Annotated in this window: 16 protein-coding genes; 12 read left to right on the forward strand and 4 right to left on the reverse strand. The window is 62.8% G+C overall.

The window, feature by feature from the left end:
- Window positions 1-22: 22 nt before the first annotated feature.
- Window positions 23-211, reverse strand: coding sequence for a DUF3008 family protein (locus MQW23_RS06585; protein ID WP_252107064.1), 189 nt, complete (start codon window positions 209-211; stop codon window positions 23-25).
- Window positions 212-328: 117 nt separating this feature from the next.
- Here MQW23_RS06585 and ybaK point away from each other — a divergent pair, with 117 nt between their 5' ends.
- The 6 genes from ybaK (at window position 329) to MQW23_RS06615 (ending at window position 7,424) form a co-directional block, all read left to right on the forward strand.
- Complete coding sequence (gene ybaK, locus MQW23_RS06590; protein WP_252107065.1) at window positions 329-796, forward strand: Cys-tRNA(Pro) deacylase; 468 nt, start codon at window positions 329-331, stop codon at window positions 794-796.
- A 106-nt stretch (window positions 797-902) separates the two neighbouring features.
- Window positions 903-2,294 (forward strand): ATP-dependent RNA helicase DbpA, encoded by a 1,392-nt coding sequence (gene dbpA, locus MQW23_RS06595; RefSeq protein ID WP_252107066.1) that lies wholly within the window; start codon window positions 903-905, stop codon window positions 2,292-2,294.
- A 68-nt stretch (window positions 2,295-2,362) separates the two neighbouring features.
- Window positions 2,363-3,232 (forward strand): PA4780 family RIO1-like protein kinase, encoded by an 870-nt coding sequence (locus MQW23_RS06600; RefSeq protein WP_252107067.1) that lies wholly within the window; start codon window positions 2,363-2,365, stop codon window positions 3,230-3,232.
- 85 nt (window positions 3,233-3,317) lie between these two features.
- A complete protein-coding gene (locus tag MQW23_RS06605; RefSeq protein WP_252107068.1) occupies window positions 3,318-4,349 on the forward strand; it encodes an AbrB family transcriptional regulator in 1,032 nt (343 codons plus the stop codon).
- Between the two features lie 119 nt (window positions 4,350-4,468).
- Window positions 4,469-6,367, forward strand: coding sequence for an ABC transporter ATP-binding protein (locus MQW23_RS06610; RefSeq protein WP_286086878.1), 1,899 nt, complete (start codon window positions 4,469-4,471; stop codon window positions 6,365-6,367).
- A gap of 43 nt (window positions 6,368-6,410) precedes the next feature.
- A complete protein-coding gene (locus MQW23_RS06615) occupies window positions 6,411-7,424 on the forward strand; it encodes a zinc-dependent alcohol dehydrogenase family protein (RefSeq protein ID WP_252107069.1) in 1,014 nt (337 codons plus the stop codon).
- An 87-nt stretch (window positions 7,425-7,511) separates the two neighbouring features.
- Here MQW23_RS06615 and MQW23_RS06620 read toward each other — a convergent pair whose 3' ends face one another.
- A complete protein-coding gene (locus MQW23_RS06620) occupies window positions 7,512-7,796 on the reverse strand; it encodes a hypothetical protein (protein WP_252107070.1) in 285 nt (94 codons plus the stop codon).
- A gap of 208 nt (window positions 7,797-8,004) precedes the next feature.
- On the opposite strand from MQW23_RS06620, the gene MQW23_RS06625 reads away from it, so the two are divergent.
- The gene (locus tag MQW23_RS06625; RefSeq protein WP_252107071.1) at window positions 8,005-9,153 is read left to right on the forward strand and encodes a hypothetical protein; all 1,149 of its coding nucleotides are present in this window, start codon (window positions 8,005-8,007) and stop codon (window positions 9,151-9,153) included.
- An 8-nt stretch (window positions 9,154-9,161) separates the two neighbouring features.
- Entirely contained in the window at window positions 9,162-10,010 is an 849-nt protein-coding gene (locus MQW23_RS06630; protein WP_252107073.1) for a mechanosensitive ion channel family protein, read from the forward strand.
- Window positions 10,011-10,017: 7 nt separating this feature from the next.
- Here MQW23_RS06630 and MQW23_RS06635 read toward each other — a convergent pair whose 3' ends face one another.
- Window positions 10,018-10,749, reverse strand: coding sequence for a YebC/PmpR family DNA-binding transcriptional regulator (locus MQW23_RS06635; protein ID WP_252107075.1), 732 nt, complete (start codon window positions 10,747-10,749; stop codon window positions 10,018-10,020).
- Window positions 10,750-10,991: 242 nt separating this feature from the next.
- Here MQW23_RS06635 and MQW23_RS06640 point away from each other — a divergent pair, with 242 nt between their 5' ends.
- Window positions 10,992-11,615 (forward strand): LysE family translocator, encoded by a 624-nt coding sequence (locus MQW23_RS06640; protein ID WP_252107076.1) that lies wholly within the window; start codon window positions 10,992-10,994, stop codon window positions 11,613-11,615.
- A 51-nt stretch (window positions 11,616-11,666) separates the two neighbouring features.
- Entirely contained in the window at window positions 11,667-12,155 is a 489-nt protein-coding gene (locus MQW23_RS06645; protein ID WP_252107077.1) for a glutathione peroxidase, read from the forward strand.
- On the opposite strand, the gene MQW23_RS06650 is transcribed toward MQW23_RS06645, so the two are convergent.
- Window positions 12,143-12,535, reverse strand: coding sequence for a DUF7079 family protein (locus tag MQW23_RS06650; protein ID WP_252107078.1), 393 nt, complete (start codon window positions 12,533-12,535; stop codon window positions 12,143-12,145). The two genes, MQW23_RS06645 and MQW23_RS06650, sit on opposite strands and share 13 nt — an antisense overlap.
- Before the next feature lie 187 nt (window positions 12,536-12,722).
- Here MQW23_RS06650 and fabV point away from each other — a divergent pair, with 187 nt between their 5' ends.
- Both fabV and MQW23_RS06660 read left to right on the forward strand, forming a co-directional pair.
- Window positions 12,723-13,925 carry an enoyl-ACP reductase FabV gene (gene fabV / locus MQW23_RS06655; protein WP_252107079.1) on the forward strand — a complete coding sequence of 401 codons (1,203 nt, stop codon included), beginning with the start codon at window positions 12,723-12,725 and terminating at the stop codon, window positions 13,923-13,925.
- Window positions 13,926-14,000: 75 nt separating this feature from the next.
- Complete coding sequence (locus tag MQW23_RS06660; protein ID WP_252107080.1) at window positions 14,001-14,213, forward strand: hypothetical protein; 213 nt, start codon at window positions 14,001-14,003, stop codon at window positions 14,211-14,213.
- Window positions 14,214-14,238 lie beyond the last annotated feature (25 nt).

Genomic DNA, 14,238 nt, shown 5'->3' on the forward strand with positions numbered 1-14,238 from the left:
GCTTGCTAGTCTCGACGACTGCTTAGTCGTCGCCTTTCTTCTCCGGCTTGCCCTTGCGCTTGGTGCTGGCGAACTCCTCGAGCTCTTTTTCGCTCATCGAGTCGTACATCTCCTTTGACGAGCCTACCAGTTCACTCACGTTGGTCTCGCCGCGCTTGGCGGCCAAGGCGGCCCCTGCGGCCTTTTGCTGAGCCTTCGATTTTGCCGGCATCTTTTTCTCCTGACGCTTTTTTTCCTGATGATGGGGGTGCGTTTATCTTTTCCATGATGCTTTGCTAAAGTTTAGCCACTTCTCGAACGCCTGCCGAAACCACGCAAGGAAAGCGCCATGACGCCAGCTATCAATACCGCCAAACAAGCGGGTATCGACTTTACCGTTCACGAATACACCCACGAAAGTGGCGCCCCTTCCTACGGGTTGGAGGCTGCCGAAAAGCTCGATGTCGACCCGTCGCGCGTATTCAAAACGCTGGTGGTCGAGCTCGACGGCAAGACGCTGGCGGTGGGCGTGGTGCCGGTCACCCACCAGCTGGGACTTAAGCAGATCGCCCGCGCGGCGGGGGCGAAGAAAGCGGCCATGGCGAAGGTCGACGCCGTCGAGCGCGCCACCGGCTACGTACTGGGTGGCGTGAGCCCGCTGGGGCAGAAAAAGCGTTTGGCGCTGTACGTCGATGAAAGCGCCAGCGCCCTTGAGACCATTTTCGTCAGCGCCGGGCGGCGGGGGCTCGAAATCGAGCTGGCGCCCCAGGCGCTGGTGGCGCTGGGGCAGGCGCGCTTTGCGCCGCTTGCGGTGTGAGGTCGGCGCAAAGCGGGCCGCTTTCTGGTATCGTGCGCGTTATGCGCACCAGCGACGGCACCTGGCAGTGACCGGCACCGTCGCCTCTTCTTTTCAGGAAATATTCGTGGCCGATACCTCTTTCGCCTCTCTGGCGCTGCCTTCTGCGCTCACCGACAACCTGGCCTCGCTTGGCTATCACGAGATGACGCCGATTCAGGCCCAAAGCCTTCCGCCCATGCTCGAAGGCCGCGACGTGCTTGGCCAGGCGAAGACTGGCTCGGGCAAGACCGCAGCGTTCGGGCTGGCGCTTTTGGCCAAGCTCGAAGTCGAGCGCTCGCGCGTGCAGGCGCTGGTACTCTGCCCGACCCGGGAGCTTGCCGACCAGGTCGCCGAGTCGATTAGAAAGCTCGCCCGGGCGCTGCCCAACGTCAAGGTGCTTACGCTTTGCGGTGGCGCCCCTTTAGGCCCGCAAATCGGCTCGCTCGAACACGGCGCGCATATCGTGGTGGGCACGCCCGGGCGTATCGACGAGCACCTGCGAAAGGCTACGCTCAACCTCGATGCCCTCAACACCCTGGTGCTCGATGAAGCCGATCGCATGCTCGACATGGGCTTTCGCCCGGCGATCAACGCGATCATTCGACAGACTCCTAAAGCGCGCCAGACGCTGCTCTTTAGCGCCACCTTCCCGGACGATAACGAAGGCGGCGAGCTTTTCGAGATGACCCGCGGGGTGCTGACGGACCATGTCAGCGTCTCCATCGAAGAGGGCCACGACGCCGCCACCATCGAGCAGCACTTTTTCGCCGTGCAAAGCGAGCAGGCGCGCCTGGCCGGGCTCGAGGATCTGCTGCTGCACTACCGGCCGACCTCCAGCGTGGTGTTTTGCAACACCAAGCGCGAAACCGACGAGGTCGCCGAGGCGCTGTTGGAGCTTGGTTTCAGCGCCGTGGCGCTGCACGGCGATCTGGAGCAGAAGGATCGAGACCGGCTGCTGGTGACCTTCGCCAACCAGAGCGTCTCCATTCTGGTGGCCACCGACGTGGCGGCGCGCGGGCTCGATATCGCCAAACTCGACGCCGTGTTCAACTACCAGCTTGCCCGCGAGCAGGGCGCCCACGTGCACCGCGTCGGGCGTACCGGCCGCGCCGGTGAAAGCGGCGTCGCGGCCACGCTCATCGCCCCGGAAGAGCGCTACCGGCTGGAGCGTTTGAGCGACTATCTCGGCGAGCCGCTCGACATCGAGCCGCTGCCCAGGCCCGCCCGCCGCACCCCGTTTACCGCGGCGATGGCCACGCTGCAGCTGGGCGGCGGTAAAAAGGACAAGCTGCGCCCCGGCGACATTCTCGGCGCGTTGACCGGCGAGGGCGGCATTCGCGGCGACCAGGTCGGCAGCATCAAGGTGCAGGCGAGAAGCGCGTTCGTCGCCGTCGAGCGCGGCGTGGTCGACCAGGCGCTGGGTAAGCTTTCGCGCGACAAGCTCAAGGGCCGCGCGTTTCGCGTGCGCCGAATCTGAACCGTGTACCGTTTTCACTTGCATTCACCGCTTCACGCATTCGCCATCAGGAGTGACCGTCAGAGGCCATGAAGATACCCAAACGATTACAGCCACTGGTCGACGACGGCCTCGTCGACGAAGTACTGATGCAGCTGATGAGCGGCAAGGAAGCGCAGGTGTACGTCGTCCGATCCAGCGGTGAAAAGCGCTGCGCCAAGGTGTTCAAGGAGGCGAGCCAGCGAAGTTTCAAGCAGGCCGTCCAGTATCAGGAGGGCCGCAAGGAGCGCAACAGCCGCCGGGCGCGGGCCATGGCGAAAAAGACCCGCTACGGCCAAAAAGAGCAGGAGCAGGCCTGGCTCACCGCCGAGGTCGACGCGCTCTACCGGCTGGCAAGCGCCGGCGTGCGCGTGCCCACGCCCTACGGCTTTGTCGACGGCGTGCTGTTGATGGAGATGATCACGGACGCCGAAGGCGACGTGGCCCCTCGGCTTGGCGACGTCACGCTCACCGAGGCCCAGGCGCTCGCCTACCACGACAAGGTGATCGGTGACGTGGTGCGCATGCTCTGCGCCGGCCTCGTTCACGGCGATTTATCCGAGTTCAACGTGCTGGTCGACGCCAGCGGCCCGGTGATCATCGACTTGCCCCAGGCGGTGGACGCCGCGGGCAACAACAGCGCCGCCGCCATGCTCGAGCGCGACGTAAACAACATGCGCGCCTACTTCGGCCGCTACGCGCCGTCGCTTCTGGCCACCCACTACGGCAAGGAGATGTGGGCACTTTTCGAGGCTGGCAAGCTCACCCCGGAGAGCAAGCTCACCGGCCACTTCGAGTTCGACACCCGAAGCGCCAACGTCGACGAGCTGCTGGACGTGATCGACGACGCCAAGGAAGAGGAAGCCGAGCGCCAGGCGCGGCTCAAAGACGACGATGATGATGACGGCTACCCGTACTAACCTCGCTTAATCGCTCGGATGCTATGCTAAGCGGCATAGCTCATTAGCAGGTTAAGAAACGGCGCGAAGCGCCCGGGGTATTCGTTTGAAGGCAATCGCAACCAACCGCACGGCCAAGGGGCTTTTTACCTCGCTTGGCGCTGGCGCAATCGGCGGGGCGGCGTTTGATCTGATCGGTCTGCCGCTTGCCTGGATGCTCGGGCCGCTGGTGGCGAACCTGCTGCTTTCCTGTAACGGCGTTCACGTGGCGGTGCCCGAGCGCCTGCGCAGCGTGTTTCTGGCGGTGATGGGGCTGGTGCTCGGAAGCCAGGTCACCCCGCAGCTTGCTCACCGCGTAGGCGACTGGCCGGTCTCGGCGGCGCTTTTGCTGGCGGGCGTGGCGGCCTCCACCGCCGCCGCGGCCGCCTGGTACCGGCGCTGCGGGTTCGATGCGACCAGCGCCTGGTTCAGCGCCGCTCCCGGGGCGATGACGGCGATGATTCTGCTGGGCGATCGCTGCGGCGGCGACCCGCAGCGCATCGCCGTCGCCCAGTCGCTTCGCGTGGTGCTGGTGATTCTTTTTCTGCCGGCGTTTTTCTGGATCGCCAGCGGCGATGGCGCAAGCCCCGCGCCGCCAGGCACCGCGCTGGAAAGCGGCTGGATGCTGCTGCTGATTCCGCTCGTGCTACCTCTGGGGCGCTGGCTGCGCCTGCCAAGCGCTGCGCTGCTGGCGCCGCTTCTGGTGGCCGCGCTGCTCTCGGGATTCGATATCGCAAGCCTTGCGCTTCCGGACTGGGGCATGAACTTGATGCTTTGGGTGCTGGGCAGCGCCATCGGCTCGCGCTTCAAGGGCATGACCGGGCGCCAGCTCGCCCGCTACCTGTGGCAATCCGGCGTTGCCACGCTGTTGGCGCTTTCGGTGCTGGCACTTTTTGCCGAGGCGATTCACCAACTGCTGGGCGTCGAGCGCGACGTGGCGATTTTGGCGCTGGCGCCGGGCGGTATCGGCGAAATCGCCATTCTTGCCGTGGCCCTCGACATCGACCCGGTGTTCGTCGCTTTTCACCATCTGCTGCGTATGATCACCCTGATGATCGTGGCGCCGTTCTGGGCGCGCTACCTCACCCGGCACCGGTAGCGTTTGCGATCGCTTGGAAACAGGTTCAAGCCGCGCTTTTAATCATGCGCTGGCGGCGCCTTTCGTTAACCTCCTGAACGCTCTTTCATCCTCTCAACTTCCGGTTTCAAGGACCTTCCATGCTCGCTCGCACTATGAAATCGCTGTTTCAGTTTTTTGAGAACCGCGTAAACCCTTACCCGGAAGAGCAGATGACGACACCGCCCAGGGGGCTTTTGCCGTTCATCTGGCACTTCTCCCGGCCGATCTGGCCGCTGTTGCTCGCCATGTCGCTGGTCACCGGCGCGGTGTCGGCGGCGGAGGTGTTCTTTTTTAGCTACATGGGCGAGCTGGTCGATTGGCTGGGGCAGGTCGAGCGCGACGGCTTCTGGCAGCAAAACGGCGGCTGGCTGATCGGCGTTGGGCTTCTGGTCATCGTCGGGCTGCCGCTTTTGGTGCTGCTGCAGTCGCTGATCACCCATCAGAGTATTTTCGGCAATTACCCGATGATTGGGCGCTGGCTGTCGCATCGACACATGTTGAGCCAAAGCCTGGCGTTCTATCAGGACGAGTTCGCCGGGCGCGTGTCGCAAAAGGTGATGCAAACGGCGCTGGCCATCCGCGAAACGGTCACCAAGGTGATGGACCTGATGGTCTACGCGCTGGTCTATTTTACCGGCGCGGCGTTTCTGCTCGGCCGCGCCGACCCTTGGCTTTTACTGCCGTTGGGGCTGTGGCTCGTCGGGTATCTGGGCATCATGCGCTACTTCGTGCCCCGGCTTCGCGACGTCTCCATGGCGCAGGCGGACGCCCGCGCCGAGATGACCGGGCGCGTGGTGGATAGCTACAGCAACATTCAAACCATCAAGCTCTTTGCCGACACCCTGCGCGAGCAGCGCTACGCGAAAGACGCCATGGAAGGGTTTCTGACCACGGTGCATCGTCAGATGCGCCTGGTCACGGTGATGAGCGTCTGTTTGACGCTGCTCAATACGCTGCTGCTGGTGGGGATCGCCGGCATGGCGATCAGCGCCTGGTATTTCGAGGCGATTTCACTGGGCGTGCTGGCGATCGCCATTGCGCTGGTGATGCGCATTCGCTTCATGTCCGACTGGATTTTGTGGGAGGTGGCCGGGCTTTTCGAGAACATCGGCACCGTGCAGGACGGCATGAACACCATTGCCCAGCCGCCGAGCATCACGGATGTACCCAACGCGCCAGCGCTTACCGTGCCCCGGGGCGAGATCAAATTCGACGCACTCAGTTTCCACTACACCCAAGCGAAAGGCGAGCACCGCACTGTGTTCGACGGCTTCGACCTGACGATCAAGCCCGGTGAAAAAATCGGCCTGATCGGCCGCTCCGGGGCGGGCAAGTCCACGCTTGCCAACCTGCTGCTGCGCTTTTACGACCTGCAGGGCGGGCGCATCCTGATCGATGGCCAGAACATTAATGAGGTCACCCAAACCTCGCTTCGCCACCAGATCGGCATGGTGACTCAGGACACGTCGCTTCTGCACCGCTCGCTTCGCGATAACATCCGCTACGGAAGCCCTGATGCCAGCGACGAAGACGTATGGCAAGCGGTGTGCCGGGCGCACGCCGACGGCTTTTTGCAGGACCTTGTCGACCCCCACGGCCGGCGCGGGCTGGATGCCCACGTCGGCGAGCGCGGGGTCAAGCTCTCTGGCGGGCAGCGCCAGCGCATCGCCATCGCCCGGGTGCTGTTGAAAAACGCGCCGATTCTGGTGCTGGACGAGGCGACCTCGGCGCTCGATTCCGAAGTGGAGGCGGCGATTCAGGAGCAGCTCGACGCGCTGATGGAGGGCAAAACGGTAATCGCCATCGCCCACCGGCTGTCGACGATCGCCATGCTCGACCGCTTGATCGTGGTCGACGGCGGCGAAATGGTCGAAAGTGGCACCCATCAGGAGCTGTTGGCGAAAGGCGGTATCTACGCGAGTCTTTGGCAACGCCAGTCCGGCGGCTTTTTGGGGCTGGACGTGTCGGATGCGGATTCGTCTGCTAACGTGACGTAAGCGCAGTAGACCAGTTGATTAATGGATGAATCAGGAGGAGTGCATGTCCAATCGTACCGTTACCTTGAAAGCGCCCGGCGGGCTCGACCAGCTCGGCGTTTCTGAGCGTGAGGCCCCAAGTGCCCCCGGCGCCGGTGAGATCCGGGTGCGCGTTCACGCAAGTTCGCTCAATTTTCACGACTACGCGGTGGTCGCGGGCATGATCCCGACCGAGGACGGGCGTATCCCGATGTCCGACGGCGCCGGCGTCGTCGAGGCGGTGGGCGAGGGCGTAACCGAGTTCGCGGTCGGCGACCCTGTCGTTTCGACGTTTTTCCCGAGCTGGCTAGAAGGCCCGGCGCGGGTGGGCGATTTTCGCACCACGCCCGGCGACGGCGTGGACGGCTACGCCCGCGAGCAGATCACACGCCCGGCTACCTGGTTCACCCATCAGCCGAAGGGCTATAGCCACGCAGAGGCGGCCACGCTAACCACCGCAGGGCTCACCGCCTGGCGGGCGCTGGTGGTCGATGGCGGCCTCAAGGCCGGCGACACCGTGCTGGTGCTGGGCACCGGCGGGGTGTCCATCTTCGCGCTGCAGTTCGCCAAAATGATGGGCGCGCGGGTCATCGCCACGTCGTCGTCCGACGAGAAGCTCGAAAAGCTCAAGACGCTCGGCGCCGAGCACGCGATCAACTATCAAACCACGCCGGAGTGGGGCAAGAAGGTCAAGGAGCTCACCGGCGGTGAAGGCGTCGATCACATCGTCGAGGTGGGCGGGCCGAAAACGCTGCCGCAATCGATCGATGCGGTGAAAATCGGCGGCCACATGGCGCTGATCGGCATTCTGACCGGGCGAGAAGGCGACATTCCCACCGCCAAGCTGATGGCCAAGCAGGCAACCCTCAAGGGCCTGATCGTGGGCAGCCGCCGGGATCAGCTCGAGATGATTCGTGCCATCGAGGCCGCCGACATGCATCCGATCATCGATCGTGAATTTGGCCTGGAAGAGATCGGCGATGCCTTTCGCCATCAGGAGTCCGGCAAGCACTTCGGCAAGATCTGCCTGAGCTTCTAAGCGACTTCCTCGATTTTCGATGCTTAAAACGACGACTGCACGCCCAAGGGCGTGCAGTCGTTTTATACAAGGCGCATTAAAACGGCGTTAGGCGCTGCTCTCGACGGGCTCGTCGATACGACTATAGACCACGCCCTTGACCTCCAGCTCCCACACGTCCTGGTAGGGGAGCGTCAAGCCCTCGATTTCGTCAGAAGCGCCTTGAGCGCTTTTGATTAGCGCTTCGGGGATGACCCTGACGCCTTTCGTATCGGCCTGCTGGATGCGCGCGCTGAAGCGGTTGCCGTCGTGATCGATCAGCACCCGCTCGCCTGCCATGCACTTGGTCAGCTTATCGTGAAGCTCACTCTCATTAACCGGAACAACGCTCATTGCGACCTCCCGTTGGGCAACACCCGATGATGACACCGGAGTCTACATGCTTGAGTGTTCGCTTGGCACCACCTTAAAGGGCCCTTGAATGGACTCTTGACGACGGCGACTACTTATTATTGACCTTTTTGCCCGCGTTAAGTTCGTAAGCCACGGGTTTAACTCGGCGTGCTAAGCTAAACGTCTTTAGCAACCAATGAGATGCGCCATGGCAAAGCGTTTGGAAAATGCTTCTTCCTCGCTCTGGGAGGTCGTTGAAATCGAGGCGTTTTCTACTCCTGAGAAGACTCAGCGGTCTCGTCGTCAGCACTATATCAGGGCGCTCAGGACCTGGCTTACCGGGAAACGCGACGCCCAGCGACACGCAATCGAAGAGAATAAGCTACGTAAGCTTCCCGAAGTGCGTCTGGCCCACTTGGCGCCGCCCATTGACTGGTCGCGACCTGCCGCCGCTCTTGGCGACACTTTGGACCGGGCTTTTCACGAGCAACCGGTCGTGTTTTTTGTTACGCCGCCCTACGGTGGGCACCCTGATATCGTCTCTCGCTGGGCAAAAGCGCACAGGGTAGGGCTCATCGAGGCGCCTGCCGTCGAGGAGCTGCTGGCGGGAGAGGCGGACTGGGTCATGCAGCTCAACGAGCAAGCGCGCTGGGCGCTACCGGCATTGGAGCGCTGCTTTCTGCGCAACCATGCCGGCATCCAGGGCGTGCGCGTGTTTTTGGAACGCGCGCTCGGCGGGCATTTGGGCCAAGGTGTCATCGGCTGCGATAGCTGGAGCTACGCCTTTCTCAAGCACATCATTGGGCTTGAGAGCGTACCGACCCTGACGCTTCAGGGCGTGGAGGGCGAGCAGCTCGCCGAGTACTTCATCGGTGCCGGGCGTGGGCACTCGGCGCTTACGGTTTACAGCGCGCGCACCGGCGAGCCGCTTTCCACCGAGAGCCAAAAGCAGCGTAAACGGGAGAGCGATTTTCAGTACCTGGCTGCGCACTGCCGGGGTCAGCTCGGTATCGCGCGCAGCTACTGGCGCGAGCAGCTGCGTGAACCGGTACAGCAAAGCGAAGGTGACGAAGAGCTTTGGCTGCTCGACGCACTCGACGAGGCGGAGCTGACCAATGAAACCGGCGATGTCGCCACGCTCGTGCTGCACGCGCTGCTCATTCATAGCGGGCTTTGTGACGAGGCGCTCGCCGAGGTTGTGCCGTTCACTCGGCACGAGGCGCTCAACGCCCGCATGGCACTGACCCGAATGGAGATTCTTTCTGAGTACGAAGGGCGGTGGCAGGTCGCGCCCTTGAGCTATGCCAGCGTTCGCGAGCTTCTGACCTCGCGTAACTATCTCGTGGACCCGCTTTAGGACGCTTCATGGAAGAGCGAAAAAAATACGCCGAGCTTTTTAACGACATCGACAGCGGTACGGTTATTACCGTCGGTCTGATTCTGTTGGCGACAGTTTTACTGATCGTTTTAAGCCAGCGCGGGCTGAACTGGCTGGCCAACCGGCTTCACGGCCAGCTTCGCTTTCGCGTGTTCGCGCTGGTGCCGCTGACCCGGCTGTTGATTCTGATCGCAGCGATCGTGCTGATCGTGCCCATGATCATCGATCCGTCGCTTCGCAACATGGTGACGCTGTTCGGCGCGCTGGGGCTGGCGATCGGCTTCGCGCTAAAGGACTACGTCAGCAGCCTGATCGCCGGGGTGGTGTCGGCGGTGGAGCTTCCGTACCGGCCGGGGGACTGGGTGCAGATCGAGGATGCCTACGGCGAGGTGAAGCACGTGGGCATGCGCACCGTGCACATCCAGACCCCGGACGACGATCTGGTGGCCATGCCGCACCTGAAACTGTGGGATACGCCGGTCTATAACGCCAACAACGGCGGGCCGTCACTGCAGTGCGTGGCGAGTTTCTATCTATGCGTGGAGGACGCCGCGGGATGGGTGCGTCAGGCGCTCAAGGACGTGGCGCTGACCAGCGCGTATTTAAGATTCGATGCGCCGATCATTGTCGTGGCCGAGGAGAAACCCTGGGGCACGCACTACCGCATTCGCGCCTACCCGGTCGACCCGCGCCAGCAGTTTCTGTTCATCACCGACCTGACCGTGCGCGCCAAACAGGTGCTGGGTCAGGCCGGGATTAAAACCGCGCACTTGCCGCCGGATACCGCACTTGACGCCGGCGAGGTGACCTCGGGGCCGAGCAAGCCGCGCGGCTAGCGCGGGGTTAGCTTGCCTGCTCAGGCAGCTCCGCGCTGTGGAAGACGTTTTGCACATCGTCCAGGTCGTTGAGCATGTCGAAGAACTTCTCGAACATCACCGCGTCATCGCCTTCCACCGGGGTGGTGGTCTGGGGCAAAAACTGGATTTCGTCGGCTTCGAAATCGAGCTCGCCAAAGGCGTCGAGCAGCGCCTGCTTGGCCTTGGCGTAGTCGGTGTGCGGAGCGAAAACGGTGATGCGCTCCTCTTCCTGCTCGATGTCGGTGACGTCGACGTCGGCTTCCATCAGCGCCTCGAGCACCGCTTCCTCGTCCTTCCCCTTGAAGGAGAAAATCGCGCAGTGGTCGAACATGTGGCTGACGCTTCCGGGCGTGCCGATCTTGCTTTTGGTCTTGGTGAAGCAGCCGCGCACGTCGCCAAAGGTGCGGTTGGGGTTATCGGTCAGACACTCGACGATCACCATGGCGTTACCCGGGCCAAATCCTTCGTAGCGGGCGGTGGCGAAGTCCTCACCGCCGGCGCCGCTGGCCTTGTCCAGGGCCTTGTCGATCACGTGCGAAGGCACCTGATCCTTTTTGGCGCGCTCCATCAAGCCACGCAGCGCCAGGTTGCCGTTGGGGTCGGTGCCGCCAGACTTGGCGACGACGTAGATCTCGCGCCCGTACTTGCTGTACACCTTGGTTTTCGCTGCGGCCGTTTTGGCCATCGATTCCTTGCGGTTTTGAAACGCCCTACCCATGTTAACGTCCTTTCATCGCCAAAGCCGCCTGAACGTCAGGCGCTAGATTCATCAACGCCATGGTGGATCGACACTGCGGGCCGTAGAGCCCGGGTCGATCAACGCCATGGTTCATCAAAAGGGAAAAATTTTACCCAACAGCGTAACATGCTAACAGCGTTATTTAAGACCGCGGGACAAAGAGGTTTTGGCCCCGCTTGAAAGCCGCCCTTGGCGACGATAAAAACGAAAAGGAAGCACGCATGCCGCTGTCACTCTGGCTGTCGCTGGCCGCCATTTGTAGCCTGGGGGCGATGTCGCCCGGGCCGAGCCTGGCGCTCATCTTGCGCCACACGCTGGGCGGAGGCCGGCCAAGCGGGGTAGCCGCGGCGCTGGCCCACGCGTTCGGCGTGGGGATCTACGCGCTGCTGACGGTGCTGGGCCTTGGCGCGCTGATCGTGAGTCACCCGGAGCTTTTCAAGTGGGTGACCTGGCTCGGCGCCGCCTATCTGGCCTGGCTTGGCATCAAGGCGCTGCGCGCCGGAAGCGCCGGGGTGCTCTCGCCGGGTCACGTGGCCAGCACTCGGCGCCTGGCCGCGAAAGAGGGGCTGCTGGTGGCGCTGGTCAATCCCAAGCTGATTCTCTTTTTCGTGGCGCTGTTGAGCCAGTTCGTGTCGCCGGAGATGGGCCTTTTGGCCAAGCTGATCATCGTGATGACGGCGGTGGTGATCGATGGCGGGTGGTATTTGATCGTCGCGCTGGGGCTTTCGCACACCTCCGTGCTGCCTTGGCTTCAGCGCCGCTCGCACTGGATCAATCGGGTGACCGGCGTGCTGCTTTTACTGCTGGCGCTGCGCGTGGTGATGGGGCCGCTGGTCGAGGCGTGACGCGCCGGGTAACGTAAACGTTTTCAACGGGTTTTCGACAAGGGCTTTGCCATGACCATTTTCGAGCAGGACTGCCATACCCACCAGGGCGAACCGTTCAACCTGCGCGCGCTGAAAGGGCAGGTGCTGCTGGTGGTGAACGTTGCAAGCCAGTGCGGCTTCACCCCGCAGCTCGAGGAACTCGAAAGCCTTTATAAGCGCTACCGCGACCGCGGCTTCACCGTGCTGGGGTTTCCCTGCAACCAGTTTGGCCGCCAGTCGCCGGAGAGCGCCGAGGCGTTTTGTAAGTTCGGCGAGCAGCGCTTCGGCGTGCACTTTCCGCTAATGGAGAAGGTGCGGGTCAACGGCCCCGACGCTCACCCGCTGTTTGACGCACTCAAGCGCGACGCGCCGGGGCTTTTGGGCACCCGCATGATCAAGTGGAATTTCACCAAGTTTCTGGTCGGCCGCGACGGCCAGGTGATTGCGCGCTTCGGCCCCAAGGAGCGCGGCCTGACGCTGCGCCGGGCGGTGGAAGCCGCACTCGATCAGGAGCCCTGAACGTCACCGCGCGCGACCATCAGCCGCTGCATTAGCGCGCCCCAGCGGTGGCGCACCATCATCGTGGTCAGCCCTGAAAACAGCGCCCAGCTCTTGCGTCGCCAGCCGCGCAGGCGCAGGTTGTGCGAGACGAGCTGCTGCATCAGCTTGCGATCGTCGAACGCTCGCCATTCGCTGGCAATCGATAGCTGGTGGCGCGCCATCACTGGCGCAAGCTCGATGCGAAACATCCACTCGAGCTCCTTGAGCGACAAATCGTGCGCCTGGATCATCTCGATCATATGGGCGTAGTCGCGCTCGCTAGGCTCGCGGTCGAGCCAGAGCGGAGCGAGGGCGAGCCAAACGTCGCCGCGTTCATCCACTAACTGCTGTGCGTTCATTGGGTCATCACTGCGGGTTGGCCGTCCGGGCATCGGCCTTGACAGGGCCGGATACGTTCACCCGGGTATCCTGACGCGAAAACCCGCCAGGCTCAAGTGCGGACAGCGCCGCCTCGGCCCGCTAGAATAGGCGTCAACGCCACGGGCCTGCCCGTCGATGAACCCCGATTTCGATAAGGAGATCCCAGTGATTATCAAACCCAAAGTACGCGGCTTTATCTGCACCACCACGCACCCCAAGGGCTGCGAGGCGAACGTGCGCGAGCAGATCGAGGCGACCCGGGCTCGCGGGCTCGATAAAAGCCAGGGGCCGAAAAAAGTGCTCGTGATCGGCGCCTCCAGCGGTTACGGGCTGGCGGCGCGCGTCACCGCCGCCTTTGGCTATGGTGCCGACACGCTGGGCGTGTTCTTCGAAAAGCCCGGCACCGAGAAAAAGCCCGGCACCGCCGGCTGGTACAACAGCGCGGCGTTTGACAAGTTCGCTAAAGAGGAAGGCCTCTACAGCAAGGCGATCAACGGCGACGCCTTCTCCCATGAAGCCCGCGAGAAGGCCATCGAGCTGATCAAACAGGACCTGGGGCAGGTGGATCTGGTGGTCTACTCGCTGGCATCACCCGTGCGCAAGCTGCCGGATACCGGTGAACTCAAGCGCTCGAGCCTGAAGCCGATCGGCGAGACCTACCGTGCCACGGCGATCGACACCAACAAGGACACCATCATCGAAGCCGAAGTCGAGCCGGCCACGCAAACCGAGATCGATGACACCATCACCGTGATGGGCGGCGAAGACTGGGAGCTCTGGATGAACGCGCTGGCGGAGGCCGACGTGCTGGCCCCGGGCGCGAAAAGCGTGGCGTTTAGCTACATCGGCACCGAGATCACCTGGCCGATCTACTGGCACGGCGCGCTTGGCAAGGCGAAAGAGGACCTGGACCGCGCGGCCACGGCGATCGACGACGCGCTCGGTGAAACCGGCGGCCAGGCAAACGTGGCGGTCCTCAAGTCCGTGGTCACCCAGGCGAGTGCGGCCATTCCGGTCATGCCGCTCTACATCGCCATGGTGTATCGCATCATGAAAGAGCAGGGCGTGCACGAAGGCACCATCGACCAGCTCAACCGCCTGTTCGGCGAGCGTCTCTATGCCGACAAGAGCGCCCAGGGCCTCGACGAGATGGGGCGCTTTCGCCTGGACGATTGGGAACTTCGCGACGACGTGCAAAAGGCGTGTCAGGACCTGTGGCCGGAAGTCACCAGCGAGAATCTTTTCGAGATTACCGACTATGCTGGTTACAAGCACGAATTCCTGAAACTGTTCGGCTTCGAGCGTGAGGATGTCGACTACGACGCCGACGTCGACCCGGAGGTCGATTTCGACGTTGTCTCGCTTTAACGGCGTTTTTTCAAAAAGGCTCGAGGTCCATGAGAGCGGGCGCCCATACCGGGCGCCCGCTCAAAAGGCGAGGCCATGGATACCCGCGAAAGCAAAACCCGCAGCCAGGAAAAAGAGCACGTACTGGGCCAGCGTCAACCGGAAAGGGCGCCGCAAATGCCCGCCCATCGACAGCCCGAAGCCCGGCGCTCCCCCAAAGGGTTTTATAAACTCCTGCCCATTGTCGTCTCACTACTTGCCGTAGCGCTCGCGCTATTCATTATCGCGGGCATACTCGCTGGCAAGTGACCCTCACCGACTCTTTAAACGGCAC

Origin of the sequence: Halomonas sp. S3-1-1 (genome assembly GCF_023757625.1) — a bacterium.
In the GTDB taxonomy this organism is placed as follows: domain Bacteria; phylum Pseudomonadota; class Gammaproteobacteria; order Pseudomonadales; family Halomonadaceae; genus Vreelandella.